Raw genomic sequence first — 13,412 nt, 5'->3', positions numbered from 1 at the left:
GGTCGGAGATCGTGGCTCTGCGGGCCTTGGGCCCTTCGCGCCACGGCACCCAGTCTCCTGCCGCCGCGGGGCCATCCTCATCGTGACGATGTGGATCATGATCGTGCTGGCCGCAATGGCCATGGTGATGTGCCACTCGATGCGCGTCGAACTGGTCTGCTCGGGCAACGAGTATTCCGCCGCGCAGGCCCAAGCCGTCGAGGCCGGGGCCATCCAGTACGTGCTTTCGGCAGTCGATTCGCTCAAGGGCAAAATGCCCGAAGAGGCGGAGGTGCCCTGCGAGGCCGTGCGCCTCGGGCAGGGAATGTTCTGGATCATCCGCCCCGACTTCGAGAACGACCGCCAGAGGGCCTTCGGGATCGCCGACGAGTGCGCCAAGCTCAATCTCAACACCGCAACCGTCGCCATGCTCATCAAGCTGCCGGAGATGACCGACGAACTGGCCGCGGCTATCGTCGACTGGCGCGACGGCGACAGCAACGTGACGCCCAACGGCGCCGAGAGCGAATACTACCTCACGCAGAAGGACCCCTACCAGTGCAAGAACGCCCCGCTGGAGACCATCGAGGAACTGTTCCTGGTCTGCGGCGCTACCGAGGACCTGCTGCTGGGAGAAGATCGCAACCGCAACGGTTTGCTCGACCTCTATGAAGACGACGGCGACGCCTCCCTGCCGGCGGACAACCGCGACGGACAGCTCCGCCGCGGGCTGCTGTCGATGGTGACCGTCTACAGCCGCGAGAGCAACAGCGCCTCCGACGCCAAGGCGCGCGTCAACATCAACACCGCCGGCGGCGATACGCTCCGCAACGCCGTCACCAAGGGCCTCGACGCCAGCCGCGCCACCGACGTGCTCATCCGCACGTACAGCGGCCGACCGTTCGACAACGTCCTGGACTTCTACATTCGCGCCGGGTTGAAGATCGAAGAGTTCGCCGCCATTGCCGACGGTGTGACGACCAGCGACCCGGCGACGCCGCTGCAGGGGCTGATCAACGTCAACACCGCGCCGCGACAGGTACTGGCGTGCCTGCCCGGGCTCGACGACAATGACGCCGCGGCCTTGGTGGCCAAGCGGCTCGAAGGCGGCGAGGCCCTGCAGACCATCGCCTGGGTCGCGCAGGTGCTGACGCCGGCCAAGGCCCGGGCCATCGGGGCCCTGATCACTGTGCGGACGTATTGCTTTTCCGCCGACATCGTCAGCGTCGCCGCCGACGGGCGCAGCCCGCGCCGCTGCCGGATCGTCGTCGACGCCGCCGCCAGCCCGCCGCGCGTGATCTACCGCCAGGACCTGACGCACCTGGGCTGGCCGCTGGCGAGCGAGACCCTCGCGCACCTGCGCGGCGGCGGCTCACTCGATGACCTGACCGCGGCGCGGACCGTCATACAGGAGACACCCAAGTGATGTTCAGCCGAGGCAGACATCTTGCCCTGGTCGTCAACGAGCAGCGCATTACGGCCGTCGAGGTGACCGCCAACGGCGCCAAGACCGCCCTGCGCAGCGTGGCGGTGAGCTTCAACGCCGAGATCAACCTCAACGATCCGCAGCGCCTCGGGCGCGAGCTCAAGGCGGCCTTGCGCCGCGGCGGGCTGGGCGCGTCGCGCTGCGTGGTGGGGCTTGCGGCCTCCTGGATCGTCTGCCGCGAGAAGCTGCTGCCCCCGGCCGATGAGCAGTCGCTGCGGGGAATCGTGTCGCTGGCCGTCGAGCGGGATTTCGCCTCTGACAACGCCGAGTTGGCGTTCGACTACAGCGCCCGCAGCGTCCCCGGCGGCGGGCAAAGCGTGCTGATCGCCGCCGCCGCGCGGGAGATCGTCGACCAGGTGCAAGCTCTTGCCGCGGCGGCGGGGCTGGAGGTCTTGGCGGTCACCTCGTCGTCTGTCGCCCTGGCCCGATCGTGCGGCCCGGCCGGTCCCGGCGGGCGCATCGTGTTGTGCGTGCTGGCGACGGGCATTGAGGCCGTCGTCATCAGCGGTCAGAGCCTGCGCCTGGTGCGTCACCTGCCGGTGCGGCTGCAAGACGCCGCCTCGGGGGCGACTCTCGACGGTCACCTGCGGCGGTTGCTGCCTCTGCTGGGCGCGTCGGGCACTGAGCCGCCCGAGCTGCTGGTCTGGGACTGCGCCGGCGTCGGCCACGCGCCGCTGTCGGCCGCGGCGGAGGCGCTGCATCTGCCGGTGCGGTTCTGCACCCTGGCGTCGGACCTGGGGCTTTCGGGTCCGGACATTCCCAGCGACGCGGCGCTGGCCGCCCCCGCGGCTTTGGCCCGCGCAGGCGAGGGGCCCGAGATCGACTTTCTGCACTCGCGCCTGTCCGAGCCTGCCAGGGCGCGCGTGGGTCCGCGGGCGCTGCTGGGCGGCGTGGTGGCCGCGGCGCTGCTGGCGATCGGGATATTTCTGTTCGTGGATTGGCGCAGCGAGCAGCATGCGGTGACCACGATGGTGAAGGAACTGGCCGACAGCAAACCCGCGCGGGACGAGGCGAAGATCTTCAACGCCGATATCCGCTCGGCGCGCCAGTGGTTCGACACCCGAGCCGGTTGCCTGGGCCCGATGCGCGAGGTGACGCGGGCCTTTCCCAGCGAAGGGCGCATCTGGGCGACGAGCCTGGAGATTCGCGAGGACCGCCAGGTCACCGTGACGGGCAAGTCGCTCACCGAGGCGGCGGTGCTGGACGTGCTCGACCGCCTCAAGGCCAACCGCAAACTCAGCAACATCGAGACGCTCTACGTGCGCAACAGCGGGTCGGCCTCGCCGGCGGTGACCTTCTCGTTCAAACTCAATGCCGCGGGAGTCGACTGATGGTTCTTTCCAGACGCGAGCGGTATATCCTGATTGCCACGATCGTCGTGACCGGCGCGCTGCTGGCCAACTGGCTGATCGTCTCGCCGCTGCTCGATGCCCGCGCCGCCACCGCCGCGGCCAAGGCGAACTGCGCTGCCGAATCGCTCGAGGGGCAGCTCCTCATGGCCCAGCGAGACCGCAGCGCCGCCACGCTCGAGCAGATGAAACGCACCAATCTCAAGACCGACCCCGCCGAGGCCGAAGCGCAGGTGCTTCACGCCATGCGCAAGTGGGCCCAGGACGCCGGTCTGGGACGCGGGCAGGTGCAGACCGTCCGCATCGCCGGCAAGGGACGCTTCAGCGAGATCGAGTTCCAGACCTCCTACAGCGGCACGATGCGAGGCATCTCGCAACTGCTCTGGCAGATCGAATCGGCCAGCATTCCCATCCGCGTGGTGAAGTTGCAGATCGCCAGCCGCAAGGAAGGGCAGGATGACCTGAACTTCGAGATGCGCCTCTCGACCCTGTACGCCCCCAAAGGCCAACCCGCGCCGGCCCGCGCAGGAGGTGGATAATGGCTCGCCCATGGATCGTCCTGGCGTTGACCGCGGCGCTGTGGCTGCCGGCGACGGGGCAGAGCCCCGCCACGCAGAGCGCCTCGGCGCCGTCGGCGCCGCCCAAGCGGTCGCTCGACGACTACCGCCTGATCGTCGATCGCAATATCTTCTCGCGCGACCGAAGCCGCAGGCCGGTGGCGGCCCGGGCGTATACCCCGCCGCGCGAGATCAGCCCGCCGGCGCCCCAGCGGCACCTGGTTTTGACGGGCGTGGCCTTGCAGGGCGAAAGCCCCATCGCCTTCTTCGAGGACAGCCTCGACGGGCAGACCCTCTGGGTCCAGGCCGGGATGGCGATCGGGCATGGAACGGTCGCCGATATCTCCTTCGACGGCGTGACGTACCGCAACGGAGCGCGCGAGCGAACCATCGCCATCGGTGAAGATATCGAAGGCATCGCCGTCCTGTTGCAGGCATCGACATCGACACAGAGCGCCTCGGCGCCGGCCGCTACGCCCGCCGCCCCGCCCTCTTCGGCCAATGATAACGACGTGCTCCAGCGCTTGCGGCTGCGCCGCTTACAGGATCTCCAACGATGAACATACGAACACGCTATTGTACAGTGACTCGTGCGGCCCTGGCCGCGGTGACGATCTGCGCACTGCTGGCCGCGGCGCCGGCGGCGCGGGGACAGGATTCGCCCGTGGACGTGCCCGCGGTTGAGGCGCCCGCCCAGTCGCAGCCGGTGGCGACGACGCAAGCGGCCGCCGCGCAGACCCAGAGCACGCAGATGGCAGTCTCGCGCCCCGCCTCGCGACCGACGGCGGGGCAGGGGCCCCTGTCGCTGAACTTCCGCGACGCTTCCGTGCGGACGGTGCTGGAGTATCTCTCCGAAGCCGCCGGACTGGTCATCGTCCAGGACGCGCCCATCAGCGGGCGCATCACGGTGATGAGCCGCCGCGACATCCAGGTCGACGAGGCGGTCTCGCTGTTAGACACCGTCCTGAAGGAAAAGGGCTTCGCCGCCATCCGCCAGGGACGCATGCTCAAGATCGTCACCCTCGAGCAGGCCAAGAAGGAGATGGTGCCCGTCCGCTCGGGCAACGACCCCAGCGTGATCCAACCCACCGACCGCATCATCACGCAGGTCATCCCGATCCGCTACGCCGACGCCGTCAAGCTCAAGGCCGACCTGGCGGCGCTGATCCCCACCACGGCCGACGTGACGAGCAATGCCTCCAGCAACACGATCATCATCACCGGCACCGAGGCGACGGTGAAACGCATCGTCGAGATCATCCGCGCCATCGACGTGCATATGTCCGAAGTGGCCCAGGTGAAGGTCTTCCAGCTCAAGTACGCCAACGCCACCGCCGCGGCCAAACTCATCGGGGAGATTTTCAAGGAAGACCAGCCCCAGGGCGGCCAGAACCCGCTGGCGGCGATGATGCGCGGGCGGCGGGCATTTGTGATGCCGGGCGCGCCGGCGGCGGACTCCAGCGCCGACAAGCGCGGCGTGAAGGTGACCGCCTCGGCCGACGACCGCACCAACACGCTGGTCGTCAGCGCCTCGCCGGAGATCCTCAAGGTGATCGAGGGCGTGGTGACGGAACTCGACTCGAATCCTTCCCTCGAACAGGACGTGTTCGTCTACCGCCTTAAGAACGCCCGGGCGACGACGCTCGAACCGGTGCTCAACAGCATCTTCGGCGCCACCGGCGCCTCCGGCACGACCAGCGCCGGGCGAATCTACGGCGGCAACACCGGCACGGGCGCCTTCACCAACCGCATGAGCAATAGCGGGAGAACCGGCGGCAGCGGGCGCACGGGCAGTTCCGCCCGCTCGGGCGGGACCGGCCAGAACCAGAGCATGATGCCCGGAAGCTTCACCCGCCAGCAACAGCAGCAGAGCACCCAGCGCGGCGGCGGCGCACGCGGGGCCCAGCGCAGCGGCCAGACGGGCACGGCCGCCTCCGACCTCATCGGGCAGGTGTTCATTGTCGCCGAGGCAGACACCAACTCGCTGCTGGTGACGACTTCGTCGAAGAATTTCGACCGCGTGCGAGAGATCATCGCCAACCTCGATCACGCCGTGCCGCAGGTGCTCATCAAGGTGCTGATCGCCGAAGTGACGCACGAAAATTCGCTGGACCTGGGCGTGGAGTTCTCGGGCATGAACCTGCGCGCCTCGGGCAAGGGCTTCTCGGCCGGAACCGACTTCAAGATTGCCGCCGAGACCACCGGCTTCATGTTCAAGCTCAACGAGCAGAATATCCTCGCGACAATCCGCGCCATCGCCGGCGTCGACAAGCTCGACGTGCTCTCGCGCCCGTACATCCTCACCGGCGACAATCAGCAGGCCGCCATCATGGTCGGGCAGGAGGTGCCCTTCATCACCAACACGCGCATCACCGACACCGGCCAGACGATCAACACCGTCGAGTACGACGACATCGGCATCATTCTCAATGTCACGCCGCACATCAACCCGCAGGGGCTGGTGACGCTGGACGTGTATCCGGAGATTTCAACGCTGACGGACTCGACCGTGCCGATCTCCGACACCGTTCGCGCCCCGACGATCTCCAAGCGCGCCGCCCAGAGCCGCGTGGCCGTCCAAAGCGGGCAAACCATCGTCATCGGCGGGCTGATGGAAGACCGCAAGTTCAAGAGCGTGCAGAAGGTGCCCTGGCTGGGCGATATTCCCGGCCTGGGCGTGCTCTTCCGCCGGACCATCGAAAGGAAGAGCAAGACCGAACTGCTGATCTTCCTGACCCCGCACGTGGCCCAGCAGACCCAGGACCTCGACGCCATCACCGACACCGAAATCAAGAACACCAAGATCCTGCCTAACGCCGTCCAGGGCGGCGCCTTCCAGGACCACATGCGAGGAATGGCCGAGCCCGTCGTGCCCCCGACGGCCCCGCTGAACGAGGCCGCCAGGCCCGCAGGCTCTGCGCCGCTGCCCCCGGCTAAACCCGCGGCGCCCAAGGTGCGATATGAACCCCAACGCTAGAATCCTGACTGTCGTGATGGGTCTGGCCGCCGCAGCCGCCGGCGGATGCGCCTGGCCGGACCAGTCGGCCGACCTGGCAGCGCCAGCCGCGGCGGCGCCCCAGAACGATGCCTGCTCGGAGATGCTCCACGATCTCTGTGGAGAACTGCTGGCGTATTACGCCGACCACGGTCAACTGCCGCCGACGCTGGCCGACCTGAACAAACGTTCGTCCGGCGCGTCCGGTCTGGCTTTGGTCTGCCCTGTCTCGCGCGTGCCGTACATCTACACTCGCGAGGGTTTGGCCGTGAAAGGTTGGCCGGGGCGCCTGATCCTTTATGAAGCCTCCGCCTGCCACGACGGCCGACGGTGGGGCATCCTGGCCGAAATGCCCCAGCAGGACAAGCCGGTATTCTTCCGCGTGGTCCGCCCGCCCGAAGAAGCTCTGAATCGCTAACCGGTAGTCAGCGTAGGATAGCGGGGGTGGCATGGCGACACGCCACGCGGGTCGCCATGTTCTGCAGCAGTTCCATGGCGACCCGCAAAAAACAAAAACGCGTGTCGCCATGCCACCCGCCCGCCTTGAAGCTAGCTACAGGCTGAAGTCCTTGACGAATCGCGTGCGGATGTCGTCCAGGCCGCCCTTGAGGCAATAGACCCGGGCGCGGGTGGAGGCTTCGCCGCCGGCGGGCACCCGGACGGCAGGGTCCAGGTGCAGGCACGAGAAGCAGAAGTTATTCGCCAGGGCCAGCGGGCCGCTCAGGTTGGGGCGAGAGTATGCAAAGACCATGGGCGAGTTCTTGCCCAGCACGGCCACCACGACGGACTTGGCCGGCGGTTGGGGCAGCGTGACGTAGCTGATCCAGCGCCCGCACCCCTCGACGCGCGGCAGGGAGCGCAGGGGCATCCACTCGCCCTTGCCCAGCCAGATGAATGAGCGGCTGCCTTCGAGGTCGTAGAACACGTCCATCAACCCGGCGTTCATGCACGCCGAGGCCTGCACCGTGGCGTCTTTGTTGCTGAGGTTCTTGAAGGAATAATCCATGTCGAAGAAATCAGGCCCGGCGCGGAACTGGAACTGGTTCTCGATCTTGTCCATGCGGAAGCGATACGTGACGGTTCCAGTCTCCGAGCTTTCCGGACCGGAACTGTAGAGATCTTCAGACTCCTTGGGGCCGGCGCCGTCGATGAGGTAGCCTTCCGGCGCCGCGATGCCCAGCGCCTCGCCGATATGCGGCAAAGCCACGCCCATGCCGCGTCCGCCGTGATAGAGCAGCTTGACGCTGTCGCCGGCGGCGCTGGGGTTATGGTGATAGTCGGGCGCGCCGACCTGCGGCAGCGGGGCCTCGGGCATGTCGGGCATCTGCTTGTCGGACACGCATCGCAGACCCGTCCACTGGCGGCACCAGGGGGCGAAGGCGTAGAACGCCGTCTGGCGCCGCAGGCCCCAGCTTTCCTGGCTCATCCAACTGCCGCCCTTGAGCAGGCGGAAGGGGAATTGCCCCTTGGCGTTGACCACGCACGTCCACTCGCACACCTGGCCGAACCCGTGCAGGCCGAACTTGCTGCGCTGCGTGGGGTCGGACTCGATCGAATACGTCACCGGCAGCCACTGCCCGCCGGGCACGACGCGGTCGGCCATCGGCTCAAACCCGCTGAAGGCCGCCTCCCATTCCTGCGGCGTGGGCAGGCGCTTGCCGGCCCACTTGGCGTAGGCCTCGGCATCGCTGCCGCCGACGCCGACGACGGGATGATGCGCCCGCTCAGCCGTGGCGTGCAGCGGCCAATCGTACGGTTCACCCGCGCCGGTAGCGGCCATGAACGCGGCGTACTGGGCGTTGGTGACGGGGAACTCGTCGATATAGAACTCGGGAAGTTCCACCTTCTGGGCGGGTAGTTCGTCGACAAGCATGCTCGGGTGCATGGTGTACCGCTTGCAGAGCTCCTCCCGCTGCTGCGGGGTCGATCCCACGTCGTACGTTCCAGCCGGTATGCGTATCATCATCGTTCTCCAAAGAAGGACCGGGAGCATACCACAGACCGGGGACGGAACGGAATGATGGAATGAGGGAATAATGGAAGGATGGAAGGATGGAAGGAAGGATGGATGGAAGGAAGGATGGATGGATGGATGAATGGGTGGTTCGCGCGGAAGGCAAAGTGATCAGTCGCCGCCGAACGCGCCCTTCAGTAATGAACGCATCGAGATCGGAGGCGAGATCGTGAACTTGGGGTGGAACTATTCCTTTTGTATCACGACAATCTCGACGCGCCTGTTTGCCCGCTTGCCTTGCACCGTCGCATTCGTGGCAATCGGGAAATCAGGCCCCATGCCGAAAGCCCACACGTCCGTAAACCCCGCGGCTACGAAGACTGCTTTGACCGCCTCGGCGCGATATTGCGACATCTCATAGCTATTGAAGCGGGGAGTCTTGGTGATCGGGTTGCTGTCGGTGTGGCCGAAAACGACGATCCGAGCCTTAGGCCAGTGCTGGCGGATTTGCTCCGCCAGTTCTTTGACGCACGCCTCGTCCTCGGCAGTGAAGCTCCATCGCCCCGCACAAAAGAGCGAATCAGTTTCCAGCACGATGGTGTTGAGCGGTTGACCGCCCAGCGGATGATTGTATCGCTCAACGCGGGCCGGCGCCTGACATCCCGCGGCCAGCGCAATCGCCGTTGCCGAAAGTAATCTCAGGAGTAATGTGCTCATAAATGCCGCCAGGGAACGAGGCCGCATTATAGACGATTGGCAACGCGAAGAATTTCAGGAATCGCAAGAAATGTCTATCGCGCCGGGGGTGCCACGCACAACTCCGTTGTGCGTGTCCCTGAGAGTTAACGAGGATGATGATGCTCACGTTGGGGGACATGGCGGCTGAACAACGGTCGCCATGGCACCCTCTGATCTCTTCGCCTTTGCTCTCTTCTTCCTCTGCGGCCTCTGCGGTGAATCTATCTCCGCTGGTACTTGAACGCCGCGGCGCAGGCGCCTTCGGCGGAGACCATGCAGGGGCCTACCGGGTCGCGGGGGGTGCAGGCTTTGGCGAAGAGGGGGCACTGGGCGGGGCGGCAGCGGCCGCAGATCACGTCGCCGCATCGGCAGCCGGGCATCTCGTAGCTTTCGACCGGCGGCAGGGCGAATCGCTTCTGCGTGTCGAAGGCGGCGAACTCGTCGCGCAGGCGCAGACCGCTGAGAGGAATCACTCCGATGGCCCGCCATGGGGCGTCGGCAGGTTCGAAGACGTCGAAGATCAGCTTCAGCGCCGCCGCGTTGCCGTCGGCCCGCACGGGCGGGTAGACGCTGCCTGCGGCGGCCGTGCCGGCGGCGACCTGGCGGCAGATCTCGACCAGCGCGGCGAGGATGTTGGCCGGCTCGAACCCGCCGACGACGCACGGGCGTTTGTGGTCGCGGGCGATCTGCTGGTAGGCCTTCCAGCCGAGGATCACGCTGACGTGGCCGGGGCACAGGAATGCGTCGACGCGCACGTCGCCGGCGGCCATCAGAGCGTTCATCGCCGGCATGATGAGCTTGTGGGCGGTGAAGGTGCTGAAGTTGTTCACCCCGTCGCGGCGGGCCTCGAGTACAGCCAGAGCGGTGGCGGGCGTGGTGGTCTCGAACCCCACGCCCAGAAACACCACGTGTGATTGCGGATTTGTCTTGGCTAACTCAACGCCCTGGCGGGCGGAGTAGACGACCTCGACGCGCGCCCCCTGGCCCCGCGCCTGGGCGAGCGACCCCTCGCGCCCCGGCACGCGCACCATGTCGCCGTACGTGGCGATGACGACCCCGCTCTGCCGCGCCAGCCACACCGCCTGGTCCATGTACGACTGATCCGTCACGCAGACCGGACAGCCGGGCCCGCTGATAAGCTCCAGGCCCTCAGGCAGCAGGCCCTTGAGCCCGCCGGCGGCGATGGCCATCGTGTGCGTGCCGCAAACTTCCATCACGACCAGGCGCCCGCCGGGGAGCCTGGCGGCCGCGGCTGGCCATACTTCGGTCAGTTCCTGGCGGAGTTGGGAAACGCTCTTCATGATTGCGGCGCCTCGCCGCGCAGGTCCGGTCCCAGCGCCTCGGCGAGCAGCTCGAAGGTCTCTCGGGCCTCCCGCTCGTCGAGCACGGTGATGGCCAGGCCGGCATGTACGAGCACCCAGTCGCCCACGCGGGCTTCGGGCACGGCCGCCAGCGAGACGACGAGGCTGTTGCCGTCGAGGGTGACGGTGGCCCCCTCGGAGTCGATCGATTCAATTTTCAGTGGGACGGCGAGACACATAGTGGGATTTCCAATTTGCGATTTTCAATTTCCAATTTAACAACATTAGCGGCGGAGCTTGCTCCGCGCGTTCCCGGGCTTCATGCGGGCGCCCCATGGCGACCCGCTGCGCGTGTCGCCATGCCACCCAGGTCCTGGAGCTCCGGGGTGCCATGGCGGCCGTTGTTCAGCCGCCATGCTTCGCGAATAACCGTCAGGGACATGGCGGCTGAGAAACGGCCGCCATGGCACCCTGCTTATTACTACGTTCGTTTGCGCGCGGCGGCGACGATGGCCTGGCCCAGCGCCACGCCGGCGTCGTTGCAGGGCACCTCGCGGTGCAGGAGCACGGTGAAGGCGTCGGCCTCCAACAAGTGTAGCAGCCTGGCGGACAGATATCGGTTGGCCATGCATCCGCCGGAGAGGGCGACGATGGTTCGGCCGGTTTCGTCCCGTGCCCGCCGGGCCGCCTCGGCGAGCATCGCCGCCAGCGTATTGTGAAACTTTGCGGCGATGACGCCGCCGTCGGTTTGCCGGCGATGGTCAGCCACGATCCCTTCGACAGCGGCCTGCAGCTCCATGGTGAAGGGTCCGGTGGATGTCAGGGCGAAGGGATAGACGCCGTCGACATCCGGCGTGATCGCCGCCTCGAGCATCATCGGCCCCTGGGCCTCGTAGGCGTTTTCGGCGGTCAGGCCGCAGAGCCAGGCGGCCGCGTCGAACCATCGTCCCAGCGAGCTGCTGGGCGGGCAGTTGACGTCCATTGTCACCTGCTCGATGGCGGCGACGAGCTGGTCGGCATCGATCCGCAGCGGCAGAGCGCCCAGGTGCCGCGTGAACCCTTCGCCAAACGCCTCGTGCAGCGCCGCCACGGCGGGTCGCCAGGTCTGCGACGCCGCCGCGTCGCCGCCGATCAGCGGCAGATAGCGCAGGTGACCCAGGCGGCGGTAGCTTTGCAGATCGGCGGCGAGTACCTCGCAGCCCCAGACGGCGCCGTCGTCGCCATAGCCCACCCCGTCGCACGCGATGCCGATGACGCCCTCGGCGCAGCCGTTCTCGGCCATGCATGAAACGATGTGCGCGTGATGATGCTGGACGAGCTCGATGGGCAGTCCGTCTTGACTGTCGTTCCCGGTGCCATGGCGGGCGTTTTCCAGCCGCCATGCTTCCTGAGACGCCAGCTCGCCGCGGTGGCGGCGGTGGGCGTATTGACTGGAGAGATACTGCGGGTGCAGGTCGGCGGCCAGCAGCTCCGGGCGGATGTCGAACAGGGCCTCGAGGTGGTTGATGGTGTCGATGAAGTGGCGGAACGTGCGGCCGTCTTTGAGGTCGCCGACGTGCTCGCTGACGAGCGCCCGGCCGCGATCGAGCAGGCAGAAGGTGTTCTTGAGTTCGGCGCCGACGGCCAGCACCGGCGGGGCGCCGTCGATGGCTCGGGCGATGGGCTCGGCCAGTCGTAGCGGTTGGGGCGCGTATCCCCGTGCGCGGCGCAGGACGAGCGTGCGTCCGCCGCCGGCGTCCCGGACGACGCTGTCATCGACGCGCCGGGCGATGGGGCGGTCGTGTACGAGCATCACGTCGGCGATACCGCACAGGTGCGAGAGGGCCTCGTCGTCGTCGCAGACCAGCGGCTGATCGGAGTAGTTGCCCGAGGTCACCACCAGCGCCCCCAGCGGCGGCTCCAGCAGCAGATGGTGCAGGGGGGTGTAGGGAAGCATGACGCCCAGGGTGTCCAGGTCCGCGGCGACTTCGGCGGCGACGCGGCGCCCGGGATGGCGGGGCATGATCACGATCGGGCGCAGCGGGCCTTCCAGCAGCGCCGCGGCCGCGGGGCTGACCTGGCAGAGGGCGGCGGCCTCGGTCACGTCCCGCACCATCAGGGCGAAGGGTTTGGCGTCGCGCTGCTTGCGGCGGCGCAGGCGCCCGACGGCGTGCTCGTCGGCCGCCAGGCACGCGAGCTGGTATCCGCCCAGGCCCTTGATGGCGACGACGTCGCCAGCCTGGAGCCGCAGGCGCGCCGCGGCGATGGGGTCGTCGCAGTCGATGGCCAGCCCCTGGTTGTCGATCAGTCGCACGGCGGGCCCGCATGCGGGGCAGGCCACCGGCTGGGCGTGGAACCGCCGGTCGGCCGGGTCTTCGTACTGGCGCCGGCAGAGCGGGCACATCTCGAATCCGCTCATGGTGGTGTTGGGGCGGTCGTAGGGCACGCGGGCGACGATGCTGTACCGCGGCCCGCAGTTGGTGCAGTTGATGAACGGGTAGCGGTAGCGGGGGTCAGCCGGGTCGGCCATCTCGCGCAGGCAGTCGGGGCAGACGGCCACGTCGACGGTGATCTGCGCGTCGGCCAGTTCGCCCTCTTCGCTGGGGCGGATCTCGAACCGCTGCTCGCCGGTCATCACCTCGGCCTCGGATCGCTCGCATGTGGCGATGGCCGCCAGCGGGGGCAGCTCGCCCGCCAGTCGCCAGGCGAACTCCTCCAGATCGCCCACGGCGCCCTGCACCTCGAGCGTCACCCCGCGCGCGTCGTTACGCACCCACCCTGTGAGGTTGCACTCGACGGCCAACCGGTAGACGAACGGGCGGAACCCGACGCCCTGGACCTGACCGGTGACGGCAAAACGGCATCGGGTTGTGGCGGTGGAAGCCATGGATACTCGGGAAAAGCAAATCCGAAACAACAAATTCGAAATCCGAAACAAACAACAATAAACAAACAACAATAAGCAAACAACAACAAGAAATCCGGTCCGGCCAGCAGGTCTTTTGTTCCTCTGTTCTTCTGCCTCTTGTTATTTGTCCTTTGTTTCGGAATTGTTGTTCTGGATTTCGGATTTT

11 protein-coding genes are annotated in these 13,412 nt (G+C 67.1%); 6 read left to right on the top strand and 5 right to left on the bottom strand.

The features are described from left to right. The first annotated feature begins 97 nt into the window (after positions 1 to 97). Genes ABFD92_05935 through ABFD92_05910 form a run of 6 tightly spaced genes read left to right on the top strand, consistent with a single transcriptional unit; the run spans position 98 to position 6,784 of the window. Entirely contained in the window at positions 98 to 1,405 is a 1,308-nt protein-coding gene (locus tag ABFD92_05935; GenBank protein ID MEN6504059.1) for a type II secretion system protein GspK, read from the top strand. Further along, positions 1,402 to 2,796: a hypothetical protein gene (locus ABFD92_05930; GenBank protein ID MEN6504058.1), complete on the top strand. Its 1,395-nt coding sequence runs from the start codon at positions 1,402 to 1,404 to the stop codon at positions 2,794 to 2,796. Before ABFD92_05935 ends, ABFD92_05930 begins: the two co-directional genes overlap by 4 nt. Beyond that, positions 2,796 to 3,353, top strand: coding sequence for a GspMb/PilO family protein (locus ABFD92_05925; protein ID MEN6504057.1), 558 nt, complete (start codon positions 2,796 to 2,798; stop codon positions 3,351 to 3,353). Before ABFD92_05930 ends, ABFD92_05925 begins: the two co-directional genes overlap by 1 nt. Beyond that, a complete protein-coding gene (locus ABFD92_05920; protein ID MEN6504056.1) occupies positions 3,353 to 3,931 on the top strand; it encodes a hypothetical protein in 579 nt (192 codons plus the stop codon). Before ABFD92_05925 ends, ABFD92_05920 begins: the two co-directional genes overlap by 1 nt. After that, entirely contained in the window at positions 3,928 to 6,348 is a 2,421-nt protein-coding gene (gspD, locus tag ABFD92_05915; GenBank protein ID MEN6504055.1) for a type II secretion system secretin GspD, read from the top strand. Before ABFD92_05920 ends, gspD begins: the two co-directional genes overlap by 4 nt. Next, on the top strand, positions 6,332 to 6,784 hold the full coding sequence (locus ABFD92_05910; protein ID MEN6504054.1) for a hypothetical protein: 453 nt from the start codon (positions 6,332 to 6,334) through the stop codon (positions 6,782 to 6,784). The genes gspD and ABFD92_05910 overlap by 17 nt, the downstream gene beginning before the upstream one ends. 135 nt (positions 6,785 to 6,919) lie before the next feature. Here ABFD92_05910 and ABFD92_05905 read toward each other — a convergent pair whose 3' ends face one another. The 5 genes from ABFD92_05905 to hypF all read right to left on the bottom strand — a co-directional run bounded on the left by ABFD92_05905 (position 6,920) and on the right by hypF (position 13,225). Continuing rightward, entirely contained in the window at positions 6,920 to 8,332 is a 1,413-nt protein-coding gene (locus ABFD92_05905; GenBank protein ID MEN6504053.1) for an SUMF1/EgtB/PvdO family nonheme iron enzyme, read from the bottom strand. A gap of 234 nt (positions 8,333 to 8,566) precedes the next feature. Further along, the gene (locus ABFD92_05900) at positions 8,567 to 9,037 is read right to left on the bottom strand and encodes an OmpA family protein (GenBank protein MEN6504052.1); all 471 of its coding nucleotides are present in this window, start codon (positions 9,035 to 9,037) and stop codon (positions 8,567 to 8,569) included. Between the two features lie 242 nt (positions 9,038 to 9,279). Next, positions 9,280 to 10,359, bottom strand: a complete 1,080-nt coding sequence (gene hypD / locus ABFD92_05895; protein ID MEN6504051.1) for a hydrogenase formation protein HypD — start codon at positions 10,357 to 10,359, stop codon at positions 9,280 to 9,282. Next, positions 10,356 to 10,598 (bottom strand): HypC/HybG/HupF family hydrogenase formation chaperone, encoded by a 243-nt coding sequence (locus ABFD92_05890; GenBank protein ID MEN6504050.1) that lies wholly within the window; start codon positions 10,596 to 10,598, stop codon positions 10,356 to 10,358. Before ABFD92_05890 ends, hypD begins: the two co-directional genes overlap by 4 nt. A gap of 242 nt (positions 10,599 to 10,840) precedes the next feature. Further along, the gene (hypF, locus tag ABFD92_05885; protein ID MEN6504049.1) at positions 10,841 to 13,225 is read right to left on the bottom strand and encodes a carbamoyltransferase HypF; all 2,385 of its coding nucleotides are present in this window, start codon (positions 13,223 to 13,225) and stop codon (positions 10,841 to 10,843) included. Positions 13,226 to 13,412 lie beyond the last annotated feature (187 nt).

The organism is Planctomycetaceae bacterium (assembly GCA_039680605.1).
GTDB lineage: Bacteria > Planctomycetota > Phycisphaerae > SM23-33 > SM23-33 > JAJFUU01.
The sequence above is the reverse complement of the archived record's forward strand: the minus strand, read 5'-3'. Positions and strand labels throughout refer to the sequence as shown.

Excerpts from the sequence above, each read along its gene's own strand:
- ABFD92_05935 (MEN6504059.1), top strand. The coding sequence starts at position 98 with ATGATCGTGCTGGCCGCAATGGCCATGGTGATGTGCCACTCGATGCGC.
- ABFD92_05925 (MEN6504057.1), top strand. The coding sequence starts at position 2,796 with ATGGTTCTTTCCAGACGCGAGCGGTATATCCTGATTGCCACGATCGTC.
- ABFD92_05920 (MEN6504056.1), top strand. The coding sequence starts at position 3,353 with ATGGCTCGCCCATGGATCGTCCTGGCGTTGACCGCGGCGCTGTGGCTG.
- gspD (MEN6504055.1), top strand. The coding sequence starts at position 3,928 with ATGAACATACGAACACGCTATTGTACAGTGACTCGTGCGGCCCTGGCC.
- ABFD92_05910 (MEN6504054.1), top strand. The coding sequence starts at position 6,332 with ATGAACCCCAACGCTAGAATCCTGACTGTCGTGATGGGTCTGGCCGCC.
- ABFD92_05905 (MEN6504053.1), bottom strand. The coding sequence starts at position 8,332 with ATGATGATACGCATACCGGCTGGAACGTACGACGTGGGATCGACCCCG.
- ABFD92_05900 (MEN6504052.1), bottom strand. The coding sequence starts at position 9,037 with ATGAGCACATTACTCCTGAGATTACTTTCGGCAACGGCGATTGCGCTG.
- hypD (MEN6504051.1), bottom strand. The coding sequence starts at position 10,359 with ATGAAGAGCGTTTCCCAACTCCGCCAGGAACTGACCGAAGTATGGCCA.
- ABFD92_05890 (MEN6504050.1), bottom strand. The coding sequence starts at position 10,598 with ATGTGTCTCGCCGTCCCACTGAAAATTGAATCGATCGACTCCGAGGGG.
- hypF (MEN6504049.1), bottom strand. The coding sequence starts at position 13,225 with ATGGCTTCCACCGCCACAACCCGATGCCGTTTTGCCGTCACCGGTCAG.